Source organism: Pseudomonas sp. NPDC087346, assembly GCF_044744235.1.
In the GTDB taxonomy this organism is placed as follows: Bacteria; Pseudomonadota; Gammaproteobacteria; order Pseudomonadales; family Pseudomonadaceae; genus Aquipseudomonas.
Window position 1 is genome coordinate 108880 of sequence record NZ_JBIUXX010000008.1, and the last position, 20722, is coordinate 129601.

Below are 20722 nucleotides of genomic sequence, written 5' to 3' on the forward strand. Positions count from 1 at the left end.
GTTATTTGTGGCCGGTTTTGCCCAGCGCCTTGGCCACCAGTTGCTCGTAAAGCTCGGCGTAGGGTTCGACTGCTTTGCACCAGTTGAACGGAGCGGCCATCGCCCGGCAGCGCATGGCATTGAGTAGTTCGGGGAAAGCGAAAACCTTGAAGGCGCGGCTCAGCGCTTCTCGGTAGCTTTCGACAGTGGACTCGTCGAACAGGAATCCGGTGACGCCGTTTTCAATGGTGTCGGCCAGCCCGCCGGTATTGCGCGCCACCGGCAACGAGCCGAAACGCTGCGCATACATCTGGCTCAGGCCGCAGGGCTCGTAACGCGACGGCATCAGCAGGAAATCGCTGCCGGCAAACATGCGTCGGGCATCGGTTTCGTTGAAGCCGATACGCACGCCGATCTGGCCGGGAAAACGCAGCGCCAGTTCGCGCATGGCTTGTTCTTCTTCCGGCTCGCCACGGCCGATGATCGCGATTTGGCCACCGTTCTCGACGATGTATTCGGACACCGCTTCAGTCAGATCCAGACCTTTTTGATAGACCAGTCGCGAGACCACGGCGAACAGCGGGCCTTCGGAATCGGCGAGGCCGAACAGTTCACGAACGTGCGCAGCGTTGACCGCTTTACCTTCCCAGTCGCCGATGGCAAACGGTGCGAACAGGTGCGGATCGGTGGCCGCATCCCAGCTCTCGTCAATGCCGTTGGGGATACCGCTGAGCAAGCCTTGCTGGGTCTTGGCGGCGAGAAAACCGTCGAGACCGCAGCCGAAATCCGGGGTGGTGATTTCCTGCGCATAGGTCGCGCTGACCGTAGTGATATGGCTCGAATACGCCATGCCGGCCTTGAGAAACGACATCTTGCCGTAGAACTCCATGCCTTCCTGTTGCAGGGCATGGTGCGGAATACCCAGCTCCGGGCACGAGCCAAGGCTGGTCACGCCCTGATAGGCAAGGTTGTGAATGGTGAACAGGGTCGGCGTGCGCTGCCCGCGCCAGTGCATATAAGCAGGCGCCAGACCAGCCGGCCAGTCGTGGGCGTGCACCAGATCCGGGCACCAGTGAATCTGCGCGAGGTTAGCAGCGATATCGGCAGCGGCCAGACCCAGACGGGCAAACCGAATGTGGTTATCCGGCCAGTCGCGACCGTTGTTGGCGCCGTAAGGCGAACCTTCGCGCTCGTAGAGTTCGGGGCAGATCAACACGTAAATCACCAGACCATCAGGCATGTCCATGCGCCCGATCTGGCAAGGAGGCAGCGCTGCATGGCCGCCGAGTTCGCCGATGATGTGGATCGGATTTTCGCTGTGCATCACTTGCGGGTAACCGGGGATCAGCACGCGAACATCATGCAGGTGCGCCATGGCGCGGGGCAGGGCGGCAGAAACGTCACCCAGGCCACCGGTCTTGACCAGATCGGCGATTTCCGAGGTAACGAACAACACTTTCTTCTTGTTTGGATTCTGACTGGCCACCGGGGCAAGCGTTCTGGTGCTCGGGACGTTGATCGACCGGCTGCCGGGAACGCTCACGGTGCTCGATTCGCCAATCGATGGTTGAGCACGCTCTCCCTGAATATCCAATGCCGCACTGATCATATGAATCTCCCGTGTCGTTGATCTGATTCTTGTCTTGAACAAGCGATTTCCGTGGCCAGAGTCCTGTGGCCAGGCGCAAACGCGCCACGCATCGGTGAGCAAACGCTACCCAACACGCGCAAGCAGAATGGGTGAGGGTGCCGTTGCAAGGATTGCACCAGTCGCGTTGGCACTGCCTTTCAGATGACCCGTCGCGATCTGCAAAAGTTTCGAGAATTTTTCCAGTTTGTGACCAGCCGGTTTTACCCCGCGAAATCCAGTCTAGGCCAGATCCTAGAGCGGGCCCGGGCAAAAAGGTAAATTGTTCGACAATCGGTTTGCGAGTAGTGTGAGTAGCGGGGTATAGGGGTGACTCGCACCGACGAAGGGCAGGTATTTTTGGCGGGATGGGCTAAAACGGTGACTGGATGGTCATGGTTTTGTGCTAGCGCGAAATGCGCTCGCACTGTTGTGGTGCGGACAGTTTGTTGATTGGGTGACTGTCAGAGGCCCTTGTAGGAGCTGCGGCACGCTGCGATCTTTTGATCCTGGTTTTAAAAACAAGATCAAAAGATCGCAGCGTGCCGCAACTCCTACAGGGATTTGTTGTGTTAGTTGAGTGGGCGAATTGGGTTGCCCGTTGACCACGCCTGAATATCTTCGATCATCTGCGAAAAAAACTGTTCATAGTTCTGCCGGCTGACATAGCCGACATGCGGGGTGGCCAACACGTTTTCCAGTGTGCGAAACGGGTGCATCGGCGGCAGCGGTTCTTCATCGAATACATCCAATGCTGCACCGGCAATGTGCTGTTTCTGCAGGGCCTTGATCAGCGCCGCTTCATCGACAATCGGCCCGCGCGCAGTATTGACCAGCAACGCCGTGGGTTTCATCCAGCCTAGTGCCTGTGCATCCACCAGCCCGCGACTGCGTTCGCTGAGCACCAGATGCACCGAAAGCACATCGGCCTGTTCGAACAACTGCTGCTTGCTGACATAAGTCACGCCAGCCTGCTCGGCGCGTTCGGCGGTGAGGTTTTCGCTCCAGGCGATCACGCGCATACCAAACGCTTGCCCGAACTTCGCCACTTTCTGGCCGATGCTGCCCAAACCGAGAATGGCCAGGGTCTTGCCATGCAGATCGCCGCCCAGCCCTTGCTGCCACTTGCCTGCGCGCAAGGCGTTGGCCTCGTTCACCAGATTGCGCGTGGCGGCCATGATCAGCGCCCAGGTCAGTTCCGGCGCCGCGTGTTTATAGCTGTCGGTGCCGCTGACCTTGATCCCTAGCTTCGTCGCAGCCGGGATGTCCAGCGCCGCGTTGCGCATGCCGCCAGTCACCAGCAACTTGAGCTTGGGCAGACGTTTGAGCAAATCTTCGTCGAAACGCGTGCGCTCACGCATAACGCAGATCACTTCAAACCTGGCCAGTCGTTCGGCCATCGTGGCGTTGTCCGCCGGGTAGTCGTGGACGAACGTCACCTCACCGATACTCTCCAGCACCGACCAGTCGACCACGTCGCGGGCCACGTCCTGCCAGTCATCGATCACTGCAATCTGCACCGCCATCAGCCTTACCTCATCAACGCACGGGATTGGTTTTGTTCAGCCAGTCGAGCAACGCCTTGTGAAATTGTTCAGGTTCTTCCATTTGTGGCGCATGGCCCATGCCGGGGAATTCCACCAGCGTGGACTGCGGGATCAGCTTGGCGACTTGCTTGCCGAGCACTTCGTAGTGGCCGATTTTCGCTTTCACCTCGGGTGGCGCGATGTCTTTGCCGATGGCGGTGGTGTCGGACGTACCGATCAGCAGCAGCGTCGGCATTTTCAGGTTCTTGAATTCGTAATACACCGGCTGGGTGAAAATCATGTCGTAGATCAGCGCCGAGTTCCAGGCCACCTGGGTTTTGCCCGGGCCGTTGCTCAGGCCGTCGAGCATGTCGACCCAACGGTCGAATTCGGGTTTCCAGCGACCATCGTAATAAGTCGTGCGCTCATAGTCGCGAATGCTTTGGCCGGTGACTTTGAGTTCACGCTGATACCACTGGTCAACGGTGCGATAGGGCACGCCGAGGGCTTTCCAGTCTTCCAGACCAATTGGATTGACCAGCGCCAGTTGATCGACCTGATCCGGGAACAGCAGTGCGTAACGGGTGGCGAGCATGCCGCCGGTGGAATGCCCCAGCAGAGTCGCTTTCTGGATGCCCAGCGCTTTGAGCAGTTGCTGGGTGTTGGTGGCCAGCTGCTGGAAGCTGTATTGGTAGTTGTCAGGTTTGCTGGATGTACAGAAACCGATCTGATCCGGAGCGATCACCCGGTAGCCGGACTCGCTGAGGGCTTTGATCGAACTGTCCCAGGTTGCGCCGCAAAAATTCTTGCCGTGCATCAGCACCACGGTGCGGCCGTTGGCTTTGCCATGGGCGGCGACGTCCATGTAACCCATTTGCAAGGATTTGCCCTGGGATTGGAAGGCGAAGTGTTTAAGCGTGTAGGGGTATTCGAAACCTTGCAGCTCCGGGCCGTATTGCGGGCCTTCGGCATGCGCCATCAACGGCAGGACGGCGGTCAGGAACAGGCCGGGCAGCCAGCGGGTGAGCGTCACGGACATAGGGGCAAACTCCATTGAAATCGGTCGATGCTGGAACGGCCGGATTAGGGCGACGTTAAAAACAGGCAATGTCCGCGCTCAATCGTTCAACCGAGCCAGCCGAGGGTCAAAAAGGCCAGCACCGCATAACGTGCGCCTTTGGCCAGGGTGACGATCAGCAGGAAACGTCCGAGCGGCTCGCGCATCACACCGGCAATCAAGGTCAGCGGATCGCCGATGATCGGCAGCCAACTGAGCAACAACGACCAATGCCCGTAACGCTGATAATGCTTGCGTGCCTTGGCCATATGCGCGGCACTCACCGGAAACCAGCGCCGATCCTGAAATTGCTCCAGCCGGCGCCCGAGCCACCAGTTGACCACTGAACCCAGCACATTGCCCAGCGTCGCCACGGCCAGCAGGCCCCATAGCCAATAACGGTCGCTGAGCAGCAACCCCACCAGCAGCGCTTCGGATTGCAGCGGCAACAGTGTCGCCGCACCGAATGCGGCGAAGAACAGCCCGAAATAAGCCACCGCCATCAGTGGGCCGGGTAATCCGCCACCACGACATCAGCACCGCTCTTTGTCAGACCGATCACTTGATAGGCGTCGCTCATGCCATCCATTTCCATTCCCGGCGAACCGATCGGCATCCCCGGCGCGGCAACGCCCAGCAGATCGTCACGTTTGCTCAGCGCCAACACTTGGTCGGCGGGTACATGGCCTTCGACGAATTTGCCGTTGATGATCCCGGTATGGCACGAAGCCAGACGCGGCGGTACGCCATGTTGCTGCTTGAAGCTGCTCATGTCGGCTTCGACGTGATCCTCGACCTTGAAGCCGTTGGCTTCCAGGTGGCTGATCCACTTCTTGCAGCAACCGCAATTGGCGTCGCGATGCACTTCGATCGGGATCAGATCGGCGGCCTGGGCCAGGGAAGAGATGAACAGGACGCTCAGGGCGGCTAGACGCAGGGAGGTTCGCATGATGGATTCTCGACAAGGATGACGGTCAAAAAGGAGAGTATTTTGACCGGATTATCCTGCAAGGCATCAACGGAGTGTTTCAAGTTGATACAAGGCAAGTCGGCAGAATGATCGTCGATCAAGCCTGACAGCCCACTGAGTACGAGATTACAAATCTGTCAGATACCACGCGATCCCCTGTAGGAACTGCGGCACGCTGCGATCTTTTGATCTTGTCTTTAAATCAAGATCAAAAGATCGCAGCGTGCCGCCGCTCCTACAAGCGGGGGTGTCAGCGGACTTTGAAGCGGCCCATGATCGCGCTGACGCGGCTGTTGGCTTCGAGCAACTGCCGGGTGTTGAGTTCGCTGGCGTGACCGCTTTCTACCAACTCTTCAACCATATGACGGATCTGCACCATGCTGCGGTTGATCTCTTCGGTCACCGCGCTTTGCTGCTCGGCGGCGGTGGCGATCTGGGTACTGAGGCTGTTGATGTGGCTGACCGAACCGGCCATTTCGTCCAGGCCCGAGTTAACCCGCGCAGTGGCATCGGCAGCAGACTGGCAACTGGCCTGGGTGTTTTCCATGGCTGCCACCGAAGAACTCACACCTTGTGTCAGGCGAGCCAGCATTTCGTTGATTTCCGAAGTGCTGGCCTGAGTACGAGCGGCGAGGGCGCGCACTTCGTCGGCCACCACTGCAAAGCCGCGACCTTGTTCACCGGCACGCGCTGCCTCGATGGCGGCGTTGAGCGCCAGCAGGTTGGTCTGGCCGGCAATCGCGCCGATCACCCCGAGAATTTCGGTAATGCGCTGGGCGTCCTGTTGCATGCTTTCGACTTTGTGCGTGGCGCTGGCCACCTCGTCGATCAGTGCTATCACGCTGCTGGAGGCTTCACCAACGACCACGCGGGAACGATCGGCGTTTTCGTTGGCGCGCTGGGTGAACGCAGCGGTTTCGGCGGCATTCTGCGCGACGCTTTCAGCGGTGGAACTCATTTCGGTGATGGCCGTCACGGTCTGATCGGTTTCCGAAGCGTGACGCAGCAGAATCTGGCTGGTGTGCGCCGAGGTGCGTTGCAGACCGTCGAGACTCGAGGCCATGGCGCCGGTGGCTTGCGTGACTTCGCCGATCATGTTTTGCAGGTAGGTAATAAAGGCGTTGATCGAGTGACCGATGGCACCGAGTTCATCTTCGGCACGGATGGTGATGCGCCGAGTCAGATCAGCATCGCCACTGGACAGCAAATCAATGTTGGCTTTCAGGGCTTTCATGCGCTGAACCAACTGACGGATCGCATAGACCTGCAACAGCACCAGCAGAATCACCAGCGGAATCTGCAACAGGCTCAAGGTGCTGAGCACATCATCACGCTGGGCAGTGAGCATCTTGGTCGGCAGGGCAGTGGCAAGGAACCACGGCGTGCCTTCGATTGGACGCATGAAGAAGGTGCTGGCTTCACCGTTATTGTCGAATTCGACGCGCTGCGCTTGATCACGGTTTTGCAGGCCGGTTTTAACCTGGCTGGCGAAGGTCGAACTTGAAGCCAGATCGCTGATGTTCTTCAACACGATCGGCCCGCTGATGCGCGAGCTGTTGCTGATGATCTTGCCATCGGCTTCAACGATCAGCATTTCGGCGTTGAGGTCTTTTTCCTTGCGTGCCACCAGATCATTGAAGAAACCGAGGGTCACGTCGATGGTCGATACGCCCCAGGACACGCCATTCTTCTGAATCGCCATGGCGCAGTTGGTACGTGGTTCGGCGCTCGCGTCATCTTTATAGGCTGCAGCCCAGGCGCACTGGCCGCGCGGGGTCTGCATGCCGCCCTTGTACCAGCTCTGATCGTAGTAGTTGGGCGCTGCGTCGCTGTTCCAGAAGGTATTGACCGCCAGTTTGCCCGAGGCGTCGCGGTGCCAGAAAGTGCTGAACTTGTTGCGTCCTGCCTCACGCTGACCGGGCAGGGGCCAGATACCGCCGCCGAATACTTTCAACTCGCCGTACTGATCGACCAGCCCCGGCAGAACCGTGTCGATGGCTGCACTGTCGAGCAATGGAATGGTCTGGGTGATGCTGCGCTGTTGCGCCTGAACCTTGTTCAGTTCGCCCTGAATCTGCTCGGCGACTTCGGCGATGCGGTTGAGCACCACCTGTTCCTCCGTATGTCGCAGCTTGGGCGCAACAAGTTGGCTGATGCCGACCACGGTCAATACCGACAGCAGCAGGATGAACAGAACCAGAAACAGCGTGTAGCGAGCCTGAATAGTGCGGAATGCGGGCATGGAAACCGGTCCTTGTGCTGCGTTTTTATTGTGGGTGGCGGAAGAAAAGGCGCGGGGGCATGTCAGCGTATCGTCGGTGAATGAGGAAGCTTTAGGTACTTTCGTCCAAGAAACTCCGATATCGACCGATGGCAGGTATCAGCTCTGATACAAGCAAGCCGGACAGCTCGTTCGTTAGAGCAGAAAACCTCTGGCGAAGAATTTTCAAAAGAGCGGCAAGCCAGCATTTACAGCGCTCTTGGCATTTGTATCGAGAATGTATAAGAATTGTAAAGAAAGGCATTTATAGTTTTGGTGCCACCAGTTCGCCGGTAGATACTCGCGGCATTCAAGTCTTTCAAAAGGACGTTTTCATGGTCATCTCGCAGGGAGTCCACTCATGACTATCGGCTATACCGGTACCTGGCAGGCCAAGGCTGGTGTTCTGGTACGTAATACTGGCGCGAAAAAACAAGTTTCTCAGAGCGTCAAGGTCCAGCAAATGCTGACCAAGGTCGGCAACGATCCAAACGTGCTGAACACTGCCGAGATGGACAAGCAGAACCTGCGCAAGCAGATCAAGGGCTTCGACCCTACGAACGTCTCGGCGAAACAACTGGGTAATCTGAGTTCGTTTCTGCGTGGCAGAGGGCTGATCTCTGAGGTGACCTCGATCAGCCTGTTCAATGCCGGCGACAAGTTCGATCGTTTCGGCGTGCAAGATCCTGACGCCAAGTTCGATGCACTTGCATATTTCGCGACTCAGCTGGATGCCATCCAGACCAATGGCCTGAACGGCAATTACTACGGCAAGGCGCTGATTCCCGAATATAAAAAAGCTATCTATGTTCTTCAAAACCTGAAGACGTACGGCGAAGGCAATGCGTCAAAACCGGTGGATTCAGGCGTGAAGGCCAAGGCATAAATTCGTAATGACTGGCCCGTTCACCCCTTGAACGGGCCTCGATTGTACTTACCCTTCGATCAGACCTGCTTGCTGTTGCGCACGGTCATGCAAGCGCTGCATGTGAGGGCAATGCAATGTCAGTTTGCGCGCCCCATATCCTCGGTGAAACAGCGCCAGCCATCCCTCACTCCGGTCATCCGGGGCAACTCCAGTGAATGCAAAACCCAGCGTCGAGAGCTGCTGCATGGCGTCGGTAAAGCCCTTCGCCAGTCTCAGCCTGAGCGATATCAACCAATGCGCCGGGAGTTGCCGCAATTGATCAAGCAAGCTGGCGTCCAGCTCCTTGATGTTGACGTCGTATCGACCTGACGAGTGATCGAAACTCATCCTGGGGTGCTTCCAGGCCGGCTGGGTTTCCTCCGTACCGAACGCCGCGCTCAGGTAGTGCATGAGCTCACGACAGTCCTCGGGCCAGACCAGGGCAGGGAGAGGCCGCTGATAGCCATCGATGGACTGGAAACCGAGCACGACCGTTTCCCGGTTCAGTTCGCCAAATGGCGAGGCCACATAGTCAGGCAACAAACCGGTACTGTGAAATCCCAGGCTGCTCGCCATGCGCTGGGTGTACGGATGTTGCGTCACCTGTTTGATGGTAACGCTGTGGCAATCGAGTGCTTGCGCATGAATCAGTAGTTTCTGACCCAGGCGCGTTGCAATGTTCTGTCCGCGGGTGTCTGGATCAACCACGCTCAACGCCAGCTCTGCCGTTCGTGTTCCTTTGGAAGCACTACGACTGAGCTCGCGAAACAAGGTCGCGTGCCCACGTATTTGTTGGTTGTCCACGGCCACCAGTGAATGCCAGCGACCTTCTTTGTGGTTCTGGCTGAACATGCACGGCAGATACACGTGAGGTTGAGCGTAATGATCTCCGTAGATCCTGCGGAACAGCGCGCTCACGGCCGAGGCGTCACTGACGCGATAGCGTCGCAGCGTCAGGTTATCCATCATGTCTGCCTCTGGGGCGGACAATCATATTCGCGCAGATCCACCACCCGTTGACGTTTGCCGGAACGCGGATGGCAGGCGAGGTCGTCGCCTGTGCAACCGGTTACGTGTAGATCAAGCAGATGATCGGTAGTCAGTTGTTCGATCATTGGGTAACGCTCGATCAATGCGCTCTTGAGCAAATCACTGGCATTGGCGCTGTCTTGCAACGCGACGGCCGGAACCCACTGGAGGGTCAGCAGATCTTTCTGTCCACGCTGCTCGATGACCAGTTGCCAGTCATCGCTGGCGACGCTGCGTTGCACGATTTCGCCTATATCGAAGATCTGCAAGGTCAATATGCTCACCCGAACGCGCTGACTGTTCATGCTGCGGCCCATCAGCGCAAACTTGCGCCGGGGAGTTGCGCGGGGTTCGCGCCAGCAGGCGAGGTCGCCCACCGGATAGCGGATCAACGGCATCAGCTGACGGGTGAGGTTGGTCATTACCAGCAGTCCGTTGCGACCGCATTCTTCAATCACCTCGCCCGTCAGCTCGTCGATGATTTCCAGCACGCCGTGGTGTTCAAGCATGCGATGTTCACCCAAGGCGCAATCGCGCTCACTGGTGCCGATTAAACCGGCGTCGACGCTCGCGTAGCCGATGGAGGCAATCCGCGCATTCGGGAATACCCGCGCGAGCACCTGCAGTTGCGCTGCGAACAGGCTTTCACCGCCGTAGAGCAAGGTCTGCACCCCTTCAAGCGTCAGTGACCTTTGCTCCATCCATGCGGCAAATTTCAGCAAGTGCGCCGGTACGCCGGCCAGCACATTGATCCGAAAGGCCATGATGGACTCGGCCAGTACGCTGGAATCCACATCGCCGGTGAACGGGAACTCGGTGACTCCCACCTTTACATGCGCGAGCGAGTCGTGGGTGAACATGAAGCTGGCATAAAGATCACCGACGAAGAACAGATTGGCGACCCGATCACCCTCGTTCAGCTGTGTGGTGAGATGAGTGCCAAAGTCGCTTACCAGTGTTTGCCACTCGTCACGGGTGTATATCGACAGCTTGCCGGAACCGGTTGTCCCGCCGGTTCTGAAGACCAATGCGCTGCCAATGGCGGATGTCAGCACTGGCCACTGCTCAAGCTCCTGACTCCCTTGCCAATATTGTGCAGGGTCTGCCAGAGGAAGGTCGGCCAGTGTGGTCACGCCCTCCGGGATTGCCCGAAAGTGTTCCTTGTAGTAGTTCGAGTGCTGTCGGGCAAAGCCGATCAGGCTGTTCAAATCAACGGTCGTGTTCATTCTGTCGTTCTTATAAAAATTGGCTGTATCGAGTGCGATCACTGCTCTTGGCGGCGCATATCGATCAATAACGGCGTCTTGCCGCTGTGTTTGTTGCGGGAGAACTCGTCGATGGCACAGGTTTCAACTTCTACCGCCAGCAACCCGGTCTCGACCAATGTGGTCAGCGTCGAGTAGCCCGACAGCCGTTGATGGACATCCGTCGCTTGCCGTTCGCTGCGAATCCGCATGCGCTCCAGTCCATCAGGTGCGTGGTCAAGAATCAGCTGAAACCGGGTTTGCAGCTGCTGCGCCAGCTCCGCCAGAGAAATGAAGTCAGTGCCGATGCGGATCAGCTTGCCGTGGCGCTGAAGCAGTTCGAAGCGTGGCGACCCAAGACCGCATGCACACGGCCCCGGTACCCAGCGCCCGCTGTCGCCCACGTCGTAGCGCCGCACGGATTGTCCCTGACGCGCCAGCGAGGTAATCAACAGGCGACCGATCTCGCCGTTCGGCACCGGTTGATCCCGATCAAAGTCGACGATTTCCAGCTTCTGGATGTCGCTCAGCAAATGAAAGATGCCATCCGCTGTTGCGTGACAGGCATGTCCCAGCGGGCCGGCATCGACACTGCCGTAAATGGCTGAGCGAATGAGCGTGACGCCGCAGCTTTCGAGCAATTGGCGACAGGATTCACTGATGTGTTCACCGCCGAGAAACACTTTGCTGATGCCGCCGTAAGCCCGCAGGCGCTGCTGTTCGTTGATAAACAAGCGATGCAGGGTACTTGGCATGCCGATCAACACGCTGACCTGCTGCTCGACGATCAGTTGCGCGATTTCGCTGTAGTCCTCATCGGTCGGCGCGCCCATCGGCAGATGCGTAACGCCGAGTAGTTCCAGCACCTTGGCAAAACTGAAAAATCCGCCGTATAACCCGCCACTGAAGAACAGGTTCATGACTCTGTCACGCCCCGGGGCGATGCCGGCGGCCAGCAGACCATCGGCAGTTGCGCGCATCTGGCGCTGGAAATCCGCGTAGCTGAACCCTGACAACGCGGGTACGCCGCTGCTGCCACCAGAGCGGAAATACAACTGTGTTGCCGCGTTGAATGGCTGCGAAACGAAGGCTTCTTTGCTCATGATCGGCGCGTCGATCAACGTTTCCGGCGCGGGCTGACGGTCGAGCGTGGCGTGGGTGGCCAGCACCGACGGTGCCAGGCTGACCGATACTCGCCGGCTCAGACGTTGCAGGGCGTAGACGCCATCATGGGGTTCGCCGTCGTAGCCGTCATGGATGGCGTTGATTGGCGCCAGTCGTGTGACCCCGGCCGCGATCAATGTCTGCGACAGTTCTGCAATCTCTGCTTCGGGACACAGCAAGGCGCAGCTTTGCAAGACATTGCGCCAAGGTAACAAGGTGCGGGTGACCAGGGCGCGCGGCAGCGGTTTGAGCATCAGGCTGCGAAACAACGGCGAGGGTTCGAATTGCTGATCGTGACTCCAGATGACCCGCCAGTTCGATGTGCTCCAGATCTGGCCAGTCTGTGCGGTGAAGCTTTGCGCGAGTCGGGCCATAGTGACCTGGGTGGTGATCTGCGAAGCTTCCTGAAGTGTCGGTACCAGCGCGGGCCATTGTCCGGCGCGTCGTTCAAAGGCTTCGGCCAGTGCGGCGCCGATGTCACGCAAGACTTCGGCATCGTCACTGTCAACGAGCAGCCATTGCGGGCTGGAGCAGGCTTGTTGGTCGAGGCGGCAGACTTCGTCCACTACTGCGTCGAGCACTGACGACGAGGCGGTCTCGGGCGTCAGATAAATGAAACTGATGCGATGCCCCCAATCGATCCAGCGGCAACCGGCCGGGAGCTGTTGGCGGATCGCTCGCAGCGCCGCTTCGCCACCCCATGCCGAGACGCCGTTGGCGTATTGGCACAGTTGGCCGATTTGCGCCGTGTTCGCCGGCAACACTGCAACATAGTCTTTGAGCTGGCCGCTGGCATCGCAATGCACCAATGCACTGAGTAATCGGGCCGTGAACCCGTCATCGCTGCTGCTGGGTCGAAGCCAGTTGACGTTGCCGCTCAACAGGCCTTCAACCACCGCGCAAAATGCCAGTAACGGCGCGTTGGCGGGAGTGATGTGAACCACCAGACCAAGAGGGCTCCAGCGTTCGAAGCGCGCCTGACGATAGTCAATGCGGCGCATCGAGTGCGGCTGAAGTCCGAGTTCACGCTCAAGCTTGGATTGCAGCGCCTGCGGCTGGCAAAAGTCGATCAGCGCCTGACGCTGTTCGGTGTCCAGACCCGGCTCGGCGTTGGCCAAGTGCTCGGCGAACGCCTGCACTGCGGCCATCAGCGTTGCTGTTTCAAGCGGCGTATTCAGCCGCTGTGGCAGATCCTGATGAAGTTGTTCCAGGGCGCTGGTGAGGCCGCAGTCTGCGCGCAGTTGTCCGTTGATCAAGTACATATCAGTGACTCCCCAGCAATTCAGCGGCGGCCATGGCACAGCTTCGGCCAACGTCGGTGCCGGCGCGGCCGTGCAGTTCGAACCAGTCGCTGCTCAGGCCGCAGTCGCAGCTTGTGCCCGGATGCAGGGTCGCGAGATCGCTCATGACCACCGCATGTGCCGGGCTCGATGAAATGTAGGGCGAGACAATACCGAGCAAGCCGCGCTGGCCATACGGCAGGACAGAAAAATCGACCGGGTTGCGCACATACACTTTCGAGTACACCGGTACATGGAAGTGATGGTGCGCACATTCGACATAGGGCACGGCGTGTTCGACCGCGCCGAAACCGTCGCGACAGTCCTGCACGGCGATCCCTAATTGCTGTTGAATTCGTGCATACAACTGCGCTTTGGGAACCTCGTCAGCGGCTTGGGTTTTCCAGCCGCCGCCAAAAAACGCCAATGATCCGGGCGGCAATTGCACATTCGCCACGCCGGTGGCCTGCATGCGTTGCAGGGTCTGCCAGAGAAACGCCGGGAAGCCGAAAATTCGTACCGGCAAGCCTTCTTCGGCAAATGCCTGCAAGGCTGCAATGACCCCGAACAGGTCAAACTGATGACCGTCGCCGTTATGACGCAGCGCATAAACCACGCGATTGACCGGGGCGAAGCGGCACAGGAACTGGTCGGTGAAGGACGTGCCCAAGGTAATTCGGCCTTCGGGCTCGTAGCTCAGCAGCAAGTAGTTGCAGGGTGTATCGGGGGTGTTCCAGCCGTATTCATGGAAAATTCTTTCAACCATGTACTGCGCCGCCGAGAGGCTGCGCTGGTCATAGCGCATGCGGCTTTTCTGCCCGCTGGTACCGGATGAGGTCAACTCCAGGGCATCTTCGCCAGTTGGGCTGAGCAGCAGGTGTCGCTTGAAAAAACTGGCGAAGATCGGCGGCAGTCGTGCCCAGTCGTCCAGTTGATCCAGCTCCTCGATCTGCATGTCATTGGCGTTGAGCCAATGTGCGTAGCCGGGCGTATGCTCGGCATGAAAACGGGTGATTTCGGCCATGGCCTGATTGAACAAACCTTGCGGTACGGAATCCGGGCAATAGGGTTGCGTCAACGCGCAGAGCGCGTCGCTGTGGGGTAAATGAATCATCAATAATCCTTTATGGATGGGGTATAGGCGGGGCTAGCGCCGTTGGAGTGTTTCGCAAGAGCCGATACAGAAAGGGCAGGCAGAGCATGCCGCCGAGCGCCGCGTACAAGGCGAACGATTCAAGGCTCTGTGACCCGCCAATGGTTGCGATGATTGATCCGCCGATGCCCATGACGGCGATCGACAGCATGCCGATCATGGCCGAGACCAGCCCCTTGCTGTCATCGCTGGAGAACAGCGCCAGGCGGTATAGCGCCGCGTTGCTCATGCCCAGTCCCAAGGCATAAACGCCAAGGCCGGCGATCAGCCAGACGAGGGTGGCGTTGGTCAGGGCGACCGCGATCAGCATCAATAGCCCGAGGCAGAACGGCCACACGGCCAGGCCAATGATGCGAGAAAGAGAGTGGGTTGGCAGCAGTCGGTCGAGCAGCAGATTGCCGGCGATGACTGCGCAAAAGATCGGGATCTGCCACCAGCCGTACTCCCGTGCAGACAACCCCAGCGACTGAATCAACAGCAGTGGCGCAAGACCGATCCAGGCGATCAGCGGCAGGCTCATCAAGCCTAGCGCCAGGCTGGTGCCAACGAATTTTCGGTTGCCAAGCAGCGCCAGATAGCGCCGTAGAATCTCGCTTGGCGAGAAGGGCACTGGTGCTTGCTGTTGCCCGTCACGCCGGATCACGCCAATCGTTTCCGGCATACAGGCAAACAATCCCAGCCAGGCTGATGCAGCCGCAAGGCCGAGGCCGAGAAACAGTTGGCGCCAGGTCAGCCATTCCAGCAGCAGACTGCCAATCAATGGACCGAGCAATGGCGACAGCAGGGCAACATTGCCCAGTAGCGCCATGAGCCGCACAGCATCAGCTTCACAGAACACCTCTTGAAGTGCCGGGTAACTGACCGCGACAACAAACCCCAGCCCCATACCCTGTAGCAATCGCAACACATTGAACATTTCAATGCTGTGAGAGATAAACGCGGCAGCGCATGACATACCGAACAACGTGCAGCCAGACAGCAACAGCCGTCTTCTGCCGAATCGGTCGGAGAGAGGCCCGATCAGCCATTGCAGGCATACGCCTCCGATCAGGTAGAGATTGAAGGCGTTCGGGACATGGCGGGGATCGGCTTTGAATTCGTCAGTCACGGCCAGCATGGCCGGCATGATCATGTCGCTGGCCATGTAAGTGAGAAGTTCGAACAAGGTTATGGCCAGACAGAATCCGATCACTTGCGCAGGCCGCATGGCTATCAATGTTCTCTGCATAAACATCCTTGATTTATCGAGGCAGGAAAAGTTTGCAGAGACTAGGCGCAGTTGATTCGAGGATCTAATGCTTTGCTGCGACGGCAGATTTCAAATGCTTGCAGCATATTTAAGCGAGTCAAAAATCAGCACTGGACGGCGTTTTTCGATCAGCCGCGCAGAAACAAAAATGCCCGCCAGGAGGCGGGCATGCTGTTAAGAGGTTCGGTATTTTGTATGTAGAGATGTCGAATGAACGATCCTGTTCTATCGATGGTAGTAGCCGGGGCCTTCCTGGTAATAACGGTGGCCGTCGTGCCAGCCACCGTGGGGGAAGATTATGCAGCCACTCAGGGCCAGCACGGCCAGTACAGGAATCAGCCAGGTGATTCGACGGAACATTTCAAAAATCCTCATGGTTAAGCCGTCATGAAGCCAAAACTCTTCATCGGCTGTAACATGAGACCCCGCTCGCGCCATCTCATCCCGGTGAAACGGTAAGTGCATGGCATGCAAACGGATACAAACCGGATACATTTGAACGTTTCAGGAACCCGCAATGACCCAGAAGCAACGCTTGAAATACTCGATTCTGATTGCCCTTGCAGTACTGGCGACCATGCTCGGTCTGTCCTGGCTGCAAAGCACCGGGAGGATCGACGAGAAGACGTTCCAGTACATCGCGATTGGCGTCGCAGTGGTGGTGGTTGTGATCAACGGGGTGATACGCCGCAAGGTCAAGCCTTGACGGCGTCTGCCGTCAGCGTCACTCGCTGTCGAGTACCGCCGCGGCTTGCGGATGCAGGCTGTAGCTCTTGTCTGCGTTGAAGGTGACGACACCTTCGGCGCACAAGCGCTTCAATACTTCCCGAACGCTGAGAAACGACAGCGGAATGTCCAGATCCAGCAGATAACTGTGGACGCCGCGTACGCCCAGTCGACGGTCGCTGTGAGCGGCGCTCAGCAAGGCGTCGATGACCTTCAGGCGGATCAGACTGGTACGCAGACCGAAACTCTTGAGCAGCAGACGGATGCGTTCATTGCCGTGACGCTCGATGCGTTGCCCGAAATCGCTGGCGCGTGGGTCCATGGAAGCTCCTTGTGGCGCCTGGCTACCGTCCGTTGGTAGTTGCGAGTTGTACATGCGATTACTCCTTTTCAGAGCCTGATCAGGAAACGGGTTTGGGTGCTCTCTCTAAACAAGACGTTTCAGCACGACAAATCATGAAAGAAAATATGTAGAAAATTTGTCGCGGATTCGTTGTTTCCCTGTAATGACTACTCGAAAACCCTACCGGCCAGCCTAAATTTTTTTCTCCGAATTCGTCTTCTGAACAGCCGCATTGTGCCTTTTAGCGCCTGCGTGAATTTCAGGCCGACTCCGCTGTGCCCGCAGATTTCTTTCGCGGCATAACCGAGGCGGCTGTTTTCCTATTGATCAGGAGCGAGCGTGATTATTTTCAGGCAGTTAACCGGGTTGGCCCTCGCCGGAACGTTTCTCGGGCTTAGCCTCTCGGCGCATGCGCTCAGTCCAGTCGTGTCAGCCAGTGCCGAGATCCGTCGTACCGGTTTTGGTGTGCCGCACATTCGCGCTGAAAACGAGCGAGGTCTCGGGCTCGGTATCGGTTATGCCTACGCGCAGGACAACCTTTGCCTGCTCGCCAACGAGATCGTCACGGTCAACGGCCAGCGTTCGCGCTATTTCGGCCCGGAGCAGCTCACCGTTGAAGAGCGCGTAAACCGCGTCAGCGATGTGTTCTTCACCTGGCTCAACACACCAGAAGCGGTGAGTACGTTCTGGCAGGCGCAACCCGTCGAGGTGCGTGACCTGATGCAAGGCTATGTCGAGGGTTACAACCGTTATCTCGCCGAGCGCCGTCAGCAAGGCCTGCCGCAACAATGCCAGGGCCAATGGGTGCGTGATATCGCCACCGAAGACCTGGTCAAACTGACCCGTCGTCTGCTGGTGGAGGGCGGAGTAGGGCAGTTCGCCGAAGCCCTCGCCGGTGCCACGCCACCACAGGCCACAGCGCAAACTCGACACGATGTCGGCGCCTATCAGTTGGCGGATGCACGCATGCAGCGCTTTGCTCTGGATCGCGGCAGCAATGCCGTGGCAGTCGGCAGCGAGCGCTCGTTCAACGGTCGCGGAATGCTGTTGGCCAATCCGCATTTCCCCTGGGTCGGCGGCATGCGTTTCTACCAGATGCATTTGACGATCCCGGGCAAGCTGGATGTCATGGGCGCTGCGTTGCCGGGGTTGCCGATGATCAACATCGGTTTCAATCAACATCTGGCGTGGACTCACACGGTCGATTCGTCGAAGCATTTCACGCTGTATCGGTTGCAGCTTGATCCGCAAGACCCAACGCGTTACCTGCTGGATGGCAAGTCGTTGCCGCTGAACAAGCAGACCGTGACCGTGCAGGTCAAACAGGCTGACGGCCAGGTCGTGCCGGTATCGCGCGATATCTACAGTTCGCAGTTCGGCCCGATTGTGCAGTGGCCGGGCAAGCTCGACTGGGACAATCAATACGCTTACAGCCTGCGCGATGCCAACATCGAAAACGATCGTGTGCTCAAGCAGTGGTATGCGATGAATCAGGCAACCAGTCTCAAGGATCTGCAGGATTCGGTGCACAAGATTCAGGGTATTCCGTGGGTCAACACCCTGGCGGTGGATGACAAGGGCCAGACGCTGTACATGAATCTGTCGGTGGTGCCGAACGTCAGTGCCGACAAACTGGCAAGGTGCAGCGATCCGCGCATTGGCTTGCAGATGATCGTGCTCGACGGTTCCAACAGTGCATGTGCCTGGGATGTCGATCCGCAAGCCGCGCAGAAGGGTATCTATGCGTCGGCGCAGTTACCGCAACTGATGCGCAAGGACTTCGTCCAGCATTCCAACGATTCGGCATGGCTGGCCAACCCGGCGCAACCGCTGACCGGGTTTTCGCCACTGATCAGTCAGGAAAACCAGCCACTGGGGATGCGCTCGCGATTTGCCCTTGACCGGTTGAACACCTTGGGCAAGAAAGGCTCGCTGGCGGTGGTCGATCTGCAACATATGGTGATGGACGACAAGGTGTATCTGGCGACTCAAGTGCTGCCTGATTTGTTGAAGTTCTGTGCAGGGGATCTCGGGGTCGATGCAGCTGTATTGAAACCGGTCTGTGTCAGTCTCAAGGACTGGGATGGCCGGGCGAATCTGGATTCCGGCATTGGCCTCGTACACTTCCAGAACATTATGCAAACCCTGCAAGAGGCGCCTCAGGTCTGGCGTGTAGCGTTCGATCCAAAGGACCCGCAAAACACGCCGCGAGGCCTGGCCGTCGAGCAACCGGCGGTGACCAAGGGGCTGCGCGAGGCAATGCTGGCTTCGGTCGAGCTAACGAAAAAAATGGGCCTGAAAGCGGATACACGCTGGGGTGATATTCAGGTGGTGAGCAGTGGCGGCCAGCAAACATCGATTCATGGCGGGCCGGGTACCTTGGGCATCTATAACGCCATTCAGAGCGTGCCGCGTGAAGACGGCAAACTTGAAGTGGTCAGCGGCACAAGCTATCTGCAAGTGGTGACCTTTGACGACAAGGGGCCGCATGCTCAGGGCTTGCTGGCGTTCTCGTTGTCCAGCGATCCTGAGTCGAAATACTCGCGGGATCAGACCGAGGCGTTCTCGAAAAAACAGTGGAGCGTGTTGCCGTTTACTGAACAGCAGATCAAGGCTGATCCGCAGTATCAGTTGCAGACGGTTCGCGAGGTCGCGGGCAAGTCTGCCGAGGTTGCTACGCACTAAACGATTGGATATTGCAGGAACAAGAAAGCCGCTGCCCTGTTTCAGGGGTAGCGGCTTTTTTGTTATGGGATAAACATTCAGTGTTTCAGCCTTTTGGCGGCTGCCGTGGCATCGAATTGATGACCGGGTTGCCTTCGGTATTGCGGGTCAGGTAGACCGGGAGTACCCGCGGCAGGGTGTTGACCAGGCCGTTGATCTCTTTGATGTTGTAGACGCCACCGACCCGGATCGTGCCGGTACTGTTATCGGCAAGCATCAACGGTTTGCTCAGGTAACGATTGATCAGCGGCAAGGCGTCGTTCAGTGCGAGGTTGTCGAGCACCAGTTTGCCGCTTCTCCAGGCCAGTGAATTGTCGTTGGCGTAGGTCTGGCTGATCTGCGGCATGTAGTCGCCGCGTTTGTACTGGGCATTCATGGACGGGCCGAGGCGCAGGCCGTCACCGGGCATTGCTGCATTGCTGGTGACCAGTACCGAACCTTCGACCAGATTGACCCGCACCTGATCTTCATACAGCCAGACGTTGAATCGGGTGCCGGTCACCCGGATTTTGCCGTCGCCAGCCCTGACAACGAACGGGTGGAAGGCATCGTGGCTGACGCTGAAAAACGCCTCACCCTTTTTCAGCGTGACGCGACGTTCATCCTTGTAGTTGCTGTAGGTCAACTCGGTGTTCAGATTCAATTCAACCTGACTGCCGTCATTCAAGGTGACCTGGCGCAAGTTGCCGGCAGATTCAAAGTGCTGGTAACTGTTGGGCAGCCAACCCATGTTCCATCCTGCGATCGCTGCCAGCGGCAACGCGAGCGCACACACCGCAGCGGCCACTGCGTATTGACGCCAGACGGGGCCTGGCTTGCTGAGCGGCAACGTGACCACCGGTTCAGGGCGCGGCAAATGCTCGGCGACATCCCAGATTTCCAGCATGGCTTCATATTCGAATGCATGCAGCGGGTGAGCGTCGCGCCATTGCTCAAATGCCAGACGCTCCTCTGCGGAGCAGTCGACAGCGTGCAGACGCATGCACCAATGCGCGGCGGCATCGGTGATCGCATCGTATTCGGCTTCCGAGAGGGTTTCTTGGGTCATTGATCCGTCCTGGTTTCCTGCATTCTAACCTTGCGGGCAAGGTGCCGAGAACAACCGTCATGGCAATTGCCCATCAAAGTGGAACTTATTTTTTCTCCGGACGCCCAAAAACAGGACATCCGAGGAACATCATTCATGAATGGAGTGAAAAAATGATCAAAAGAACTTTTGCCGCGATCATCGCTACAGCGGCCTTGTTCAGCGCCGGTGCTGCCATGGCCGATCGCCCGGGAGCCGGATGGATCACCATCGAAAAAGCCATCGAGATCGTTAAAACCAAGGCCGGTTACGTCGAAGTGTATGAAATCGAGGCAGACAACAGCGGTTACTGGAAGGGTGAAGGACGCAAAGCCGATGGCGTCGTTTACGAGTTCCGCATCGATGGCGCGTCAGGCAACGTTTTGCGCGACCAAAAAGACTGACTCGCGATCTGCTG

The 20722-nt window shown here is 58.0% G+C and carries 19 protein-coding genes; 5 read left to right on the forward strand and 14 right to left on the reverse strand.

Annotation, left to right across the window (positions count from 1 at the left end):
• Position 1: 1 nt before the first annotated feature.
• The 6 genes from glgA to ACIOZM_RS07255 form a co-directional block, all read right to left on the reverse strand.
• Positions 2-1588 carry a glycogen synthase GlgA gene (gene glgA / locus ACIOZM_RS07230; RefSeq protein ID WP_401211259.1) on the reverse strand — a complete coding sequence of 529 codons (1587 nt, stop codon included), beginning with the start codon at positions 1586-1588 and terminating at the stop codon, positions 2-4.
• A gap of 590 nt (positions 1589-2178) precedes the next feature.
• A complete protein-coding gene (locus ACIOZM_RS07235; protein WP_401211261.1) occupies positions 2179-3132 on the reverse strand; it encodes a D-2-hydroxyacid dehydrogenase family protein in 954 nt (317 codons plus the stop codon).
• Positions 3133-3145: 13 nt separating this feature from the next.
• On the reverse strand, positions 3146-4171 hold the full coding sequence (locus ACIOZM_RS07240; RefSeq protein ID WP_401211264.1) for an alpha/beta fold hydrolase: 1026 nt from the start codon (positions 4169-4171) through the stop codon (positions 3146-3148).
• An 86-nt stretch (positions 4172-4257) separates the two neighbouring features.
• On the reverse strand, positions 4258-4692 hold the full coding sequence (locus ACIOZM_RS07245; RefSeq protein WP_401211266.1) for a YqaA family protein: 435 nt from the start codon (positions 4690-4692) through the stop codon (positions 4258-4260).
• Positions 4692-5138 (reverse strand): DUF411 domain-containing protein, encoded by a 447-nt coding sequence (locus ACIOZM_RS07250; protein WP_401211269.1) that lies wholly within the window; start codon positions 5136-5138, stop codon positions 4692-4694. Before ACIOZM_RS07250 ends, ACIOZM_RS07245 begins: the two co-directional genes overlap by 1 nt.
• Positions 5139-5409: 271 nt before the next feature.
• On the reverse strand, positions 5410-7401 hold the full coding sequence (locus tag ACIOZM_RS07255; RefSeq protein WP_401211272.1) for a methyl-accepting chemotaxis protein: 1992 nt from the start codon (positions 7399-7401) through the stop codon (positions 5410-5412).
• Between ACIOZM_RS07255 and ACIOZM_RS07260 the strand changes: the two genes are divergently transcribed.
• Together ACIOZM_RS07260 and ACIOZM_RS07265 are read left to right on the forward strand one after the other, a co-directional pair.
• The gene (locus ACIOZM_RS07260; RefSeq protein ID WP_401211274.1) at positions 7400-7549 is read left to right on the forward strand and encodes a hypothetical protein; all 150 of its coding nucleotides are present in this window, start codon (positions 7400-7402) and stop codon (positions 7547-7549) included. The genes ACIOZM_RS07255 and ACIOZM_RS07260 overlap by 2 nt on opposite strands.
• A 231-nt stretch (positions 7550-7780) precedes the next feature.
• Positions 7781-8305 carry a hypothetical protein gene (locus ACIOZM_RS07265; protein ID WP_401211276.1) on the forward strand — a complete coding sequence of 175 codons (525 nt, stop codon included), beginning with the start codon at positions 7781-7783 and terminating at the stop codon, positions 8303-8305.
• A gap of 48 nt (positions 8306-8353) precedes the next feature.
• Here ACIOZM_RS07265 and ACIOZM_RS07270 read toward each other — a convergent pair whose 3' ends face one another.
• From ACIOZM_RS07270 to ACIOZM_RS07295, 6 genes are all read right to left on the reverse strand, one after another.
• A complete protein-coding gene (locus ACIOZM_RS07270; RefSeq protein WP_401211422.1) occupies positions 8354-9292 on the reverse strand; it encodes a GNAT family N-acetyltransferase in 939 nt (312 codons plus the stop codon).
• Positions 9292-10581, reverse strand: coding sequence for a phenylacetate--CoA ligase family protein (locus ACIOZM_RS07275; protein ID WP_401211278.1), 1290 nt, complete (start codon positions 10579-10581; stop codon positions 9292-9294). The genes ACIOZM_RS07270 and ACIOZM_RS07275 overlap by 1 nt, the downstream gene beginning before the upstream one ends.
• Before the next feature lie 38 nt (positions 10582-10619).
• Positions 10620-13025: an aldehyde dehydrogenase family protein gene (locus ACIOZM_RS07280; protein WP_401211281.1), complete on the reverse strand. Its 2406-nt coding sequence runs from the start codon at positions 13023-13025 to the stop codon at positions 10620-10622.
• A 1-nt stretch (position 13026) separates the two neighbouring features.
• The gene (locus ACIOZM_RS07285) at positions 13027-14157 is read right to left on the reverse strand and encodes an acyl-protein synthase (RefSeq protein ID WP_401211283.1); all 1131 of its coding nucleotides are present in this window, start codon (positions 14155-14157) and stop codon (positions 13027-13029) included.
• A gap of 10 nt (positions 14158-14167) precedes the next feature.
• Positions 14168-15424, reverse strand: coding sequence for an MFS transporter (locus tag ACIOZM_RS07290; RefSeq protein WP_401211285.1), 1257 nt, complete (start codon positions 15422-15424; stop codon positions 14168-14170).
• A 246-nt stretch (positions 15425-15670) separates the two neighbouring features.
• Entirely contained in the window at positions 15671-15805 is a 135-nt protein-coding gene (locus ACIOZM_RS07295; protein ID WP_401211287.1) for a hypothetical protein, read from the reverse strand.
• Positions 15806-15962: 157 nt separating this feature from the next.
• On the opposite strand from ACIOZM_RS07295, the gene ACIOZM_RS07300 reads away from it, so the two are divergent.
• Positions 15963-16151, forward strand: a complete 189-nt coding sequence (locus ACIOZM_RS07300) for a hypothetical protein (RefSeq protein WP_401211290.1) — start codon at positions 15963-15965, stop codon at positions 16149-16151.
• A gap of 18 nt (positions 16152-16169) precedes the next feature.
• Here ACIOZM_RS07300 and ACIOZM_RS07305 read toward each other — a convergent pair whose 3' ends face one another.
• Positions 16170-16547: a fe2+ zn2+ uptake regulation protein gene (locus ACIOZM_RS07305; protein WP_401211292.1), complete on the reverse strand. Its 378-nt coding sequence runs from the start codon at positions 16545-16547 to the stop codon at positions 16170-16172.
• A gap of 306 nt (positions 16548-16853) precedes the next feature.
• Between ACIOZM_RS07305 and ACIOZM_RS07310 the strand changes: the two genes are divergently transcribed.
• Complete coding sequence (locus ACIOZM_RS07310) at positions 16854-19199, forward strand: acylase (protein ID WP_401211295.1); 2346 nt, start codon at positions 16854-16856, stop codon at positions 19197-19199.
• An 85-nt stretch (positions 19200-19284) separates the two neighbouring features.
• Here the strand turns inward: ACIOZM_RS07310 and ACIOZM_RS07315 are convergent, their stop codons facing one another.
• Positions 19285-20286: a FecR family protein gene (locus ACIOZM_RS07315; protein WP_401211298.1), complete on the reverse strand. Its 1002-nt coding sequence runs from the start codon at positions 20284-20286 to the stop codon at positions 19285-19287.
• A gap of 152 nt (positions 20287-20438) precedes the next feature.
• Between ACIOZM_RS07315 and ACIOZM_RS07320 the strand changes: the two genes are divergently transcribed.
• On the forward strand, positions 20439-20708 hold the full coding sequence (locus ACIOZM_RS07320; protein WP_401211300.1) for a PepSY domain-containing protein: 270 nt from the start codon (positions 20439-20441) through the stop codon (positions 20706-20708).
• Positions 20709-20722: the final 14 nt, after the last annotated feature.

What these genes read in the sequence shown, in the direction of transcription:
- glgA (WP_401211259.1), bottom strand. Translation starts at nt 1,588, where the DNA reads ATGATCAGTGCGGCATTGGATATTCAGGGAGAGCGTGCTCAACCATCG.
- ACIOZM_RS07235 (WP_401211261.1), bottom strand. Translation starts at nt 3,132, where the DNA reads ATGGCGGTGCAGATTGCAGTGATCGATGACTGGCAGGACGTGGCCCGC.
- ACIOZM_RS07240 (WP_401211264.1), bottom strand. Translation starts at nt 4,171, where the DNA reads ATGTCCGTGACGCTCACCCGCTGGCTGCCCGGCCTGTTCCTGACCGCC.
- ACIOZM_RS07245 (WP_401211266.1), bottom strand. Translation starts at nt 4,692, where the DNA reads ATGGCGGTGGCTTATTTCGGGCTGTTCTTCGCCGCATTCGGTGCGGCG.
- ACIOZM_RS07250 (WP_401211269.1), bottom strand. Translation starts at nt 5,138, where the DNA reads ATGCGAACCTCCCTGCGTCTAGCCGCCCTGAGCGTCCTGTTCATCTCT.
- ACIOZM_RS07260 (WP_401211274.1), top strand. Translation starts at nt 7,400, where the DNA reads ATGGAAACCGGTCCTTGTGCTGCGTTTTTATTGTGGGTGGCGGAAGAA.
- ACIOZM_RS07255 (WP_401211272.1), bottom strand. Translation starts at nt 7,401, where the DNA reads ATGCCCGCATTCCGCACTATTCAGGCTCGCTACACGCTGTTTCTGGTT.
- ACIOZM_RS07265 (WP_401211276.1), top strand. Translation starts at nt 7,781, where the DNA reads ATGACTATCGGCTATACCGGTACCTGGCAGGCCAAGGCTGGTGTTCTG.
- ACIOZM_RS07270 (WP_401211422.1), bottom strand. Translation starts at nt 9,292, where the DNA reads ATGGATAACCTGACGCTGCGACGCTATCGCGTCAGTGACGCCTCGGCC.
- ACIOZM_RS07275 (WP_401211278.1), bottom strand. Translation starts at nt 10,581, where the DNA reads ATGAACACGACCGTTGATTTGAACAGCCTGATCGGCTTTGCCCGACAG.
- ACIOZM_RS07280 (WP_401211281.1), bottom strand. Translation starts at nt 13,025, where the DNA reads ATGTACTTGATCAACGGACAACTGCGCGCAGACTGCGGCCTCACCAGC.
- ACIOZM_RS07285 (WP_401211283.1), bottom strand. Translation starts at nt 14,157, where the DNA reads ATGATTCATTTACCCCACAGCGACGCGCTCTGCGCGTTGACGCAACCC.
- ACIOZM_RS07290 (WP_401211285.1), bottom strand. Translation starts at nt 15,424, where the DNA reads ATGCAGAGAACATTGATAGCCATGCGGCCTGCGCAAGTGATCGGATTC.
- ACIOZM_RS07295 (WP_401211287.1), bottom strand. Translation starts at nt 15,805, where the DNA reads ATGTTCCGTCGAATCACCTGGCTGATTCCTGTACTGGCCGTGCTGGCC.
- ACIOZM_RS07300 (WP_401211290.1), top strand. Translation starts at nt 15,963, where the DNA reads ATGACCCAGAAGCAACGCTTGAAATACTCGATTCTGATTGCCCTTGCA.
- ACIOZM_RS07305 (WP_401211292.1), bottom strand. Translation starts at nt 16,547, where the DNA reads ATGTACAACTCGCAACTACCAACGGACGGTAGCCAGGCGCCACAAGGA.
- ACIOZM_RS07315 (WP_401211298.1), bottom strand. Translation starts at nt 20,286, where the DNA reads ATGACCCAAGAAACCCTCTCGGAAGCCGAATACGATGCGATCACCGAT.
- ACIOZM_RS07320 (WP_401211300.1), top strand. Translation starts at nt 20,439, where the DNA reads ATGATCAAAAGAACTTTTGCCGCGATCATCGCTACAGCGGCCTTGTTC.